This is a genomic window from Pirellulales bacterium (assembly GCA_036267355.1).
Lineage (GTDB): Bacteria > Planctomycetota > Planctomycetia > Pirellulales > DATAWG01 > DATAWG01.
Genome location: DATAWG010000113.1, coordinates 43,636 through 53,218, shown reverse-complemented (window position 1 = coordinate 53,218; position 9,583 = coordinate 43,636). Strand labels below are relative to the sequence as shown.

The 9,583-nt window shown below is 61.3% G+C and carries 6 protein-coding genes; 3 read left to right on the top strand and 3 right to left on the bottom strand.

Annotated features, from left to right (window positions below):
• The first annotated feature begins 634 nt into the window (after positions 1 to 634).
• From VHX65_18100 to glnD, 3 genes are all read left to right on the top strand, one after another.
• The gene (locus VHX65_18100) at positions 635 to 2,167 is read left to right on the top strand and encodes an ammonium transporter (protein ID HEX4000470.1); all 1,533 of its coding nucleotides are present in this window, start codon (positions 635 to 637) and stop codon (positions 2,165 to 2,167) included.
• Between the two features lie 149 nt (positions 2,168 to 2,316).
• Positions 2,317 to 2,655, top strand: a complete 339-nt coding sequence (locus VHX65_18095; protein ID HEX4000469.1) for a P-II family nitrogen regulator — start codon at positions 2,317 to 2,319, stop codon at positions 2,653 to 2,655.
• Between the two features lie 147 nt (positions 2,656 to 2,802).
• Positions 2,803 to 5,463 (top strand): [protein-PII] uridylyltransferase, encoded by a 2,661-nt coding sequence (glnD, locus tag VHX65_18090; protein ID HEX4000468.1) that lies wholly within the window; start codon positions 2,803 to 2,805, stop codon positions 5,461 to 5,463.
• A 212-nt stretch (positions 5,464 to 5,675) separates the two neighbouring features.
• On the opposite strand, the gene VHX65_18085 is transcribed toward glnD, so the two are convergent.
• The 3 genes from VHX65_18085 to VHX65_18075 form a co-directional block, all read right to left on the bottom strand.
• Positions 5,676 to 6,872 (bottom strand): glycosyltransferase, encoded by a 1,197-nt coding sequence (locus VHX65_18085; protein ID HEX4000467.1) that lies wholly within the window; start codon positions 6,870 to 6,872, stop codon positions 5,676 to 5,678.
• A gap of 66 nt (positions 6,873 to 6,938) precedes the next feature.
• The gene (locus VHX65_18080; protein ID HEX4000466.1) at positions 6,939 to 8,630 is read right to left on the bottom strand and encodes a lipopolysaccharide biosynthesis protein; all 1,692 of its coding nucleotides are present in this window, start codon (positions 8,628 to 8,630) and stop codon (positions 6,939 to 6,941) included.
• A complete protein-coding gene (locus VHX65_18075; protein ID HEX4000465.1) occupies positions 8,627 to 9,508 on the bottom strand; it encodes a polysaccharide deacetylase family protein in 882 nt (293 codons plus the stop codon). Before VHX65_18075 ends, VHX65_18080 begins: the two co-directional genes overlap by 4 nt.
• Between the last annotated feature and the right edge of the window lie 75 nt (positions 9,509 to 9,583).

Here is a 9,583-nt window from a genome sequence, read left to right as displayed (position 1 = left end):
CGATCGACTAGTGCTGCGTCACATCAACGATCGGGGGGTAGTGAGCGGCAAATCATCGGGCGAATCGCTTTGACCGTCCCAAGATCGAGCGTTGACGCCACACTAGGCGCGAAGCGTGAGCGAGGATGCGCTCCGTTGCGGATCGCCGTCAACACTAGGCCCGAAGCGTAAGCCACGACGGGCCGCCGTCACGAACGCATTGGTCCAATGTGCATTCGGCTTTTGCCGCCTGCAACGAGACGATGCCGCCGTAGCGGCGCTCCCTCGCTAACGCTTCGGGCTTGTGTTGCGCCACAGCAACGATTTGGGACCGTGGGTCGGTAGTGGGGCGGCAAATCGTCCCGCGAATCGCTTTGAACATCCCAAAATTCCAGCGTTGACGCAGCACCAGCCCTTGCTACTCGGACTCGCAGCGATCAACGCGCGAAACCGCAAGCGTCGCACAGGATCAAGCGGAATAGGCGGCACGCTTGAGGTTTCGCGCGTCGCTCGTGTCGCGCCAAAAATTCGCCCGTTCGGGCTTTACGTTCCCACCGGCCCCAGCTAGCTTGGGGACGGTTTGGCTGGCAGGTTTCTGGCGTTTAGGCGGCGCCGGTGTGCCGGCCAATTGGCTTTATCGGGGGATTGGAGCGCGATGAGTTTTTATCAGGCCGGGAAATGGCTACTGCTGGCATCAATTCTGGCTTTCCACGTTTCGCCGACGACGGCGCGCGCTCAGGATTCCGCGCCGAAGCTAGGGATGAATGCTGGAACATCGTCGTCGGCGACGACGACGCCCGGCGATGTTGCGACCGCCTCGGCAAACTACACCGTCCCGGCGTATTTGCAAAAGCAAGTCGGCAATGCGGCGCTGGCCGGCCACAATGCTTGGATGCTCGTCTCGTCGGCGCTGGTGCTGCTGATGACGGCGCCTGGCTTGGCCTTGTTCTATGGCGGCTTGGTGCGGAAGAAGAATGTGCTCGGCGTGATGATGCAATGCTTTTTTCTGATGGGATTGAATAGCGTTATCTGGGCCCTATGGGGATACTCGCTGGCCTTCGGCGGCGATCCGAGGAGCAAGAATTTCAATCCCTGGATCGGCAACGGCGATTATCTCTGCATGCACGGCGTCGAACGCACTTGGAATGTCGGCACGAATCAAGCCGAAACGCCGATGTTCGCGGGCTACCCGGGCAGCATCGATCCGATCCCGCGGCTGACGCATATGCTGTTTCAGGGGATGTTTTTCATCATCACGCCGGCATTGATTTGCGGCGCCTTTGCCGAGCGGATGAAGTTCAGCACGATGGTCGTGTTCACGATTCTTTGGGGTACGCTGATTTATTGCCCGTTGGCCCATTGGGTGTGGTGGGGAGGCGTGCTGCAATATGGATCGGCGCACCTGCCCGGCTGGGCGGCGGGCGGGGCGCTTGATTTCGCCGGCGGCACGGTCGTGCATATCAGTTCTGGAATCTCGGCGCTTGTTTGCGCGCTGCTGATCGGCCGGCGGCTCGGATACGGCAGCGAGCCGATGCCTCCGCACAATCTGACTTATACGGTCGTGGGCGCCGCCCTGCTGTGGATCGGCTGGTTCGGTTTTAATGCCGGCAGCGAACTGCAATCCGACGCCATCGCCTCGAGCGCTTTCGCCGCCACGCATTTCGCCGCCGCCGCCGGAGCGATCACCTGGGCCGCCATGGAATGGTTCATCCGCGGCAAGCCGAGCGTGTTGGGAGCTTGCTCGGGAGCCGTCGCCGGACTGGTTTGCATCACGCCCGCCTCGGGCTTCGTGAACCCGATGCCGGCCATCGCGATGGGCATCGCCGGCGGGGTGGTTTGCTTCACGGCGTGCACCGGGTTCAAATCGAAGTTTCGCTACGACGATTCGCTCGACGCGTTTGGCGTGCATGGCGTCGGCGGAACCCTCGGAGCCCTGCTGACCGGCGTTTTCGCTACCCGGGCCGTGACCGACGCAAACCATGGGCAGCCGCTCGGGCTGTTGGAAGGCGGAAGTCTTTTAAGAGGACAAATCGTGGCCGTGTTGGCGACTTGGGTATTTGCGATCGTCGGCACGTTCGCGATCCTCAAGATTCTCGATGCCCTGATGGGGCTTCGGGTCACCCAGCAACAAGAACTTCAAGGGCTCGACGTCAGCCAACATGGAGAGGAAGGATATATATTCATATAGCGGTCCGGCTTGCCGGCCGGGTATGATTTCGTTGCTAGTAACAATTTTTGATTGTTCAGGCTGGGCCGGGCCGGACGGTGGCGGAAGCGTCTGGGCGAGTGATGGCTGATGCCGGTTTTTTTTGCCGTTGGTCGAAAAGGGAATCTTTCATGAAGAAGATCGAAGCGGTCATCCGCCACTTCAAGCTCGAAGATGTGAAAAACGCGCTCACGGAGCAGGGTATTCAAGGAATGACGATCACCGAAGTGCGAGGCTTCGGCCGTCAAAAAGGGCATACGGAAATGTATCGGGGCACCGAATACACGGTCGATTTCGTCCCCAAGGTGAAGATCGAAGTGGTCGTGCCGGATGGCCAGTTGCACAATGTCGTCGACACGATCATGCGCGTCGCCCAAACCGGTCAGATCGGCGACGGCAAAATCTTCGTCATCGACCTGGCCAACACGATCCGCATTCGCACCGGCGAAACCGGCGAAGATGCTCTTTAAGGGGCGAGGGGCTAGGGACGAGGGGCGAGTCGGACTGTGCGGAGCGCGAGCGCGCTTCGTCGGCCGTCAACGATTCAACTGGGCTTCCGTCGTCGCGTTGCCATTTGTCCCCCTCGTCCCTCGCCCCAGGCCCCTCGCCCCTCGCGTATGTCTCGCAGTGCTTTGACATTTCGTCCCGACGTGCTCGCGGCCCGAGAGTGGTTGGCCGGCGAACGGCAAAAGCTTCGTCAGCAACACGATGCCGGATCGCCCGGCATTCAAGTTTGCGCCCGGCTCACGGAGCTATTCGACCAGGTGTTGCTGCGGCTTTACGAATCCGCATTGGCCGACCTGCCGGAGCAAGCCGCCGAATTTCGCGAAGAAGTGGCACTCGTGGCATTGGGCGGATATGGCCGCGGCGACGTAGCGCCCTATTCCGACGTCGATTTGCTGATTCTGCACAGCCGGGCGGCCCCGCATGTATCGCTGCTGGCGAAGCGATTGTTGCACGACCTGTACGACGTCGGCCTCGAGCTCGGGCATAGCGTGCGCACCCCGCGGGATGTGGTTCGCGCGGCCTTCAAAGATCCGACCCTGTTTACCGCCCTGGCCGAGGCTCGCTTCATCGTCGGCAGCGAATCGCTGCACGGAAAATTCGATCGCAATTTTCCGCGGATTGCCAACCGCCGCTGGCGGAGCACCGTGACGGCAATCGAACGGGCCCGAGAGGAAGAGCGCTCGCAATACGGCGAAACGGTCTATCTGCTGGAGCCGAACGTCAAGCGGTCGCCCGGCGGACTGCGCGATTTGCAATTGATTCGCTGGGTGGGTTTCGCGCGGCATGGCCAGTCGGATCCTGAGGCCCAGGCGATGATGGGAGTGATCTCGAAAGATGACCAGCGCGTGCTGCGGCGGGCGAAGGAATTTCTGTTGAGAGTTCGCAACGAATTGCACTTCCACGCCCGCAAGGCGCAAGACGCGCTGAATCGGCCCGAACAGGTTCGGATCGCCGAGGTGTTCGGCTACAAGGGAACCGAAGGGTTGCTGCCGGTCGAGCAGTTCATGCAAGATTATTTCCGGCATACGCGTGGTATAAGCAGGATTTTGGATCGCTTTCTCGCGCAATCGCGCCCCTGGACTCGGTTGCACGAAATCTTCGCGCCCGTGTTCAGCCATTTGATGGAGGGGGATTTCCGCATCGGCGCAAAAATCTCTCTGACGGAGCAAGGCCGTCGAAAGCTGCACGGCGATCTGGTCGAAATCCTGCGGTTGGCCGATCTCTCGAATCTGTATCAAAAGCGGATCGCGCCGGCCGCCTGGAAGGAAGTGCACGATGCGGTGCCGTCGTTGCCCGACTCATTTTCGCCGGCCGCCGCCGAACGGTTTCTCTCGATCCTCTCGCAGCCCGCGATGCTCGGGGAATTGCTGCATCAATTCCACGAAGCGGGAGTTTTGGAAAGAGTCATTCCGGAGTTCACTCACGCTCGCTGTTTGCTGCAGTTCAACGAGTATCACAAATACACGGTCGACGAACATTGCCTGCGGGCCGTGGAAAGGGCCACCGACTTCGGCCGCGAGCGCGGGCTGCTTGGCAATGTCTACCGCAGTTTGAAAGAAAAGCGCATTTTGCACTTGGCCCTGTTGATCCACGATCTCGGCAAAGGACATCTGGAAGACCATAGCGACCTTGGCCTGCGGATCGCCGAGCACACCGCGGCCCGGCTCCGGCTACCGCCGCGGGATGCCGACACGCTCAAATTCCTCGTTCACAAGCACCTGATGATGTCGCACCTCGCGTTCCGCCGCGACACGAGCGACGACCAACTCATCGTGCGGTTTGCGGTCGATGTGGGTTCGACCGAAGTGCTGCGAATGCTCTACGTGCTCACGGCGGCCGATCTCGCGGCAGTGGGGCCGGGAGTGTTCAACCAATGGAAGGCCGAAGTGCTGGGCGATCTGTATCAGCGAACTCTGCGCCATCTCGCCGGCGATTCGCCATCTGCCGCGGCCGATGAGCGCCGCTCTGCGGTGACCGACTGTATCCTCGGCGGCCGCGGCGCCGGCTCGAATGCCGATTCAAGCTCGACGAGTGACGACGACCGCCATTGGTTCGGATCGCAAGTGGCGGCACTGCCGAGCTCGTTTTTGTTCAGCATGCCGCCGGAGCGAATTGCCGAAAATCTGCGGCAACTGCGAAAGCTCTCGCATGGCGATGTTTATACGCAAAGCCGCTATCTCGGTGAAACCGAGACGGTCGAATACGTGATCGGCACGTATGAAGACATCACGCCCGGCGTGTTCCATAAGCTCACCGGCGGGCTGACCAGCCAAGGCCTGGCGATTCTTTCCGCCGACATCAACACGCTCGCCGAGGGCCTCGTGCTCGACCGGTTTGTGGTTCACGATCCGGATTTCACCGGGCCGCCCCCCGCCGAGCGGCTGGACGCCGTCAGCCAGCGGCTGGTGGCGGCGCTGAAGGGGGACCGTCAACCGGCTTTCCGCCGGCTTTGGAGCAGCATGCAGCAGGAGAATCGCAAGAATCTGGAGCAATGGCCCACACGGGTTCGGGTCGACAACAGCACGTCGGACAATTACACGATCCTCGATATTTTCGCGTCCGACCGCACCGGCTTGCTCTACACGATTGCCCGCACGCTTTTCGAACTAGACCTTTCCGTATCGCTGGCAAAGATCGGCACGTATCTGGATCAAGTGGTCGACGTGTTTTACGTCACCGATGCGGCCGGCCGAAAAATCAGCAGTGAAACGCGATTAGATATGATCCACATCCGTCTGCTACAAGCGATCGAAGAGGGCGTAAAGGGTTAGGCCGGATTATTCATCGCGCCACACAAGCCCGAAGCGTAAGCGAGGGAGCCACCGCAGCTTACCCTCGCTTACGCTTCGGGCTACTATTTCGCAGCGTGTCGCGAATTCCTGGCACTCTGAATAATCCGCGTTAGCCCTGATCATTCAGATTGCCAGACTAGCCCGAAGCGTGACGCTTCGGGTTGGTGTGCCGGTACGTTTTCGAGAAATTCCTAACGTGGCGGGCTCCGGCGGGCTGCCGGGCGGTTTGTCGTTTTGCGACGGTAGAGGGACTCGAGCAAGTCTTCGTAGCCTTCGACGGTTTGCTCGAGCGATGCGTGTGCGACAACGTGCTGCCGGCCGGCCGCGCCGAGTGCGGCCGCTAACTCCGGCCTGCGAAATAAATCCACGACGTGACCCGCCATCGCTGCCGCGTCGCCGGGTTCGACCAGATAGCCCACCTCACGGTCGAGAACCGTTTGCGGCACCGATCCGACGCGCGTCGCAATAACCGGTTTGCCGACCGCCAATGCTTCCAGGATCGACACGGGATTGGCCTCCATATGCGACGTCAGCAGCACAACATCGGCGACCGAGAGCAACTCCGGCACATCAGAGCGCGTGCCAAGAAAATGCACGGCATCGGTCAATCCGAGCTGTGCCGTGCGCTGCTCCAACATGGAGCGACGCTGGCCGTCGCCGACGATCAGAAAATGCGCCGCCGGCACTTCGCGCCGCACGCGGTCCGCCACATCGAGAAACATCTCGTGATTCTTTTCCGGCCGCAGGGCCGCCAAGATACACGCCACCGCCGCCCCATCCGGCAAACCCAATTGCCGGCGAAGCGCTGGATTTCCAGGCCGCAGTTGAAAGCGGACCGTATCGACGCCGTTGGGGATCACATGCACGCGCTCGGCAGGGAATTTTTGCTGCTCGATAAGATACTGCCCATGTGCTGGGGCGCAGGCGATAAACGCATCGGTCAGCGGCGTTAGCCAGTGATTCAACCGCCCGACGACGTCGGGCCAGCCGGTCGAATGCAAGGCCGAGGCCACAACCGGCACGCCCGCCATGCGTGCCGCCAGCCGGCCCCAGAACATCTTGTCGCCGGCGCCGACGGTGACAACCGCGTCGATCCGGCGTCGGCGCATCAGTGTCGTAAGCCGGCCGAGGACGCGCAAATCGTATTTCCCGCTGAGAAGCCGGTCGAACAGCGGCACCTCGCGGGCCATGATCGTCCCGAGTTCCCCGGGCCCTTTCAGACAACAAATTTCGGGCGCCGCCCGACGGCGATCGAACCGCCGCACGATGTTGATCAGCATCGTTTCCGCCCCGCCGACGTCCAACGTCGTGGTGATGAACATCACGCGCAGCGCATCATCGGCAATTTGGTTGGGCTCCGTCGGCGCAGGCAAAAGCGTGGTAGACATGATGGCTAATTCGGTTCCATGGCTCGACTGCCAATCAAAACTTTGCCCCGGCGTGCGGCTTCCTCGCTAACGCTTCGGGCTAGTATTTTCCGATGGAGTGGCAGCAGATTTGAAAATTCGATTCATGATGTAATGCCGGCAGGTGGCGGTGAATTGCTGTTTGTCGGCGCGAGTGAAAATGCGCTCGCCGGTGAGAATCTCCATGAAAAGCACGAGCGTGACCGCGACCACCGCCCATTTTCCAAGTCCGAGGAGCAACGGTAGGAGAATCACAAGCCACGTGCCGCCGTGGATCCGCATGCCGAACGCGCGATTGAATTGGAACATGATCGCAAGCGTCACCAGATTTGCGGCGCACGTGGCCCAGACGACGCCGTGCAAACCGAATGCCGGCAATAGCAGGCGACAGAGCATGACGTTCGCAATCAGGCCTGCCACCAGCGCGAAGGCCGGCAATCTGGCTCGCTCGGCACACCACAAATACATTTGCGCCAAGGGGACCAAAGCCATCCAAATGCAGTAGGTCAGCGTCCAGGGAAGGATCGCCAATCCCCCATCGAACTTGCCGTGGAATGCCACTCCAAATAGGAGCGGCGAGGCAAGCAACACGACCGCCGATCCGGCAAACATGGCGATGCCGAGCACTTTGATCGCCAGATTCAATTTCGCCGCCACGGCCGGCTGATCGCCGGCTTCCCAATCGTGGCTCAGGTAGGGAAGCAAGATTCCGCCGACGATGCCGCTCACCGAAACCATCAGCATCGGCACCACCTGCGAGCTGTGATAATCTCCCACCAGCGCCAGCGGCTCGGCTGCCGGGGCATAGTGCACGATCATGTAGCGATCGACGACGCCGACGAGGTTATAGAGCAAGTTCACCGCCCAAACCGACATCGCAAACGGCACCAGCTTGCCCCACAATGCCGAGTGGCTGAGCCGTTCGACCGGTTCGGGAATCTGTCGCCACGTGCGGCGAAACCAAACGAGAATCGGTCCGATCAAAATCGCCGCCGAGAGGGCGTAGGCCGCGACGATTGCCGCCGCGTCGCATTGCCAGCCGAACACCAGCGCGACGCTCAATACGGCAAACAACACCGTGTTGACCAGTTGCACGATGCTCGCGACGCGCACCATCCGCAGGGCAGTAAGCATCTCCGTCAGATAGTTGTAGGCGATCACGGTCAAAAGGCTCATGGCCAGGAGCACGACCATACCGGTGTGATTCGGCGTGCCGTAGATCAGTTCGGAAACCGCGGTTCGCAGGGCGGCGATCCCGAGCGTCGACACGGCGCTAAGCACGATGCAGGCCGCGGCAGTGCGACGCAACAAGGTTTTCAAGTGTCCGCGGCGGCGGTAATGTTCCATGTAGCGGCCGAACGAACCGGGCAGGCCAAGCACGGAAACGGGCGCCGCCAGCATCAAGAATTTCAGGGCGATATCCCATTCGCCCAATTGGGCCGGCTCCAACCATCGGCAAACCATCACCTGCCGCGCAAAGCCGATCAATCGCTGCACGACCGAGAGCGCCAGCAAGATCGCCAGGCTTTGGGCCAACGTGTCGGTGCGCCACTGCGGAGCGTCGATCTGAGGAGCGTCGCTCGTGGCCGCCGGGATTTCGACGGCAATCGGCTGCGGGATGTCGGCCATCGATCGTGGCGAAGCCGGCGCGGCGACCGGCAATGCTGGATCGAGCGTCAAACCGGGCTCTTCGCATCGCGCCGCGACGTCTGCCGGCTCGGCAAGCGTGACACTATTCATGCGATCGCCACCTCTTCCAAAGCTGCCTGGGGCTGCACTTGGTAGTTGTAGCGATATGGACGGCAGGTCTTCCGAGGGTCGCCGGTAACCCAGTTCTTCAGCCGCGGCATATTGTCAGGGAAAATGCGTTGGATGTGGAACGGATCGTCGCCGGGAATGTTGTAGCCGCCATACGCAGAACAGACGGCGTCATAGCCGTGTTCGCGCGCGATCTGAAACGCCAGCGGATTCATGTTCCGTGGCTGGCCGTACGGAAAGGCGAAGTAGCGCACGCGCTGGCCGAGAGCCTGCTCCAATTCGCGGCCGGACCCGGCGACTTGGTCGTCGATCTCCCGCGGATTGTGCAAGCGGCCGATGTCGGCGTGCGTGCGGGTGTGGGCGCCGATTTCGATGCCCGCATCGGCCAGATTGCGAAGCTGGGCGAGCGTGTTCGGCCGCACCGAGCATCGCTCCGCCACGTCGTGGGGAAACGGAACCCGCTCGAGCACGCATCGGCTGCTGACGAAATAGGTGCAGGGAATCTTGCGCTCGATCAACAGCGGAAGGGCTTCGTCGCAGTTGGCGTCGTAGCCGTCGTCGAACGTGATACTCACAACCGGCGTCCGATTGCTCTTTTCCATGAGGCGTCGCCGTGCCTCTTCGAGCGAGATCATTTCGAATCGCCGCTGGAGCCAGCGAATTTGCGCGGCGAATTCCCGGTTCGACATCGTCCATGGGCTCGCGGCGTCGTCCGCGATTCGATGGTAGAACAGCACCATGACCGGCGCCATGCCGGCCGCGCGCGCCTGCGCGGCTCGCAACCACCGGTAGGGGAGCGATCCGCGATAATAGGCTTCGAGCAGCAGGTATTTCCAAAACGGCATTGTGCGGACGGGCAATCGGTCAGGATTAGGTTGCCGCTAACTTCCCGATTTGGTTCTCGGGTGTGCCACTGGCAAGCGCCGTCTGCCAGT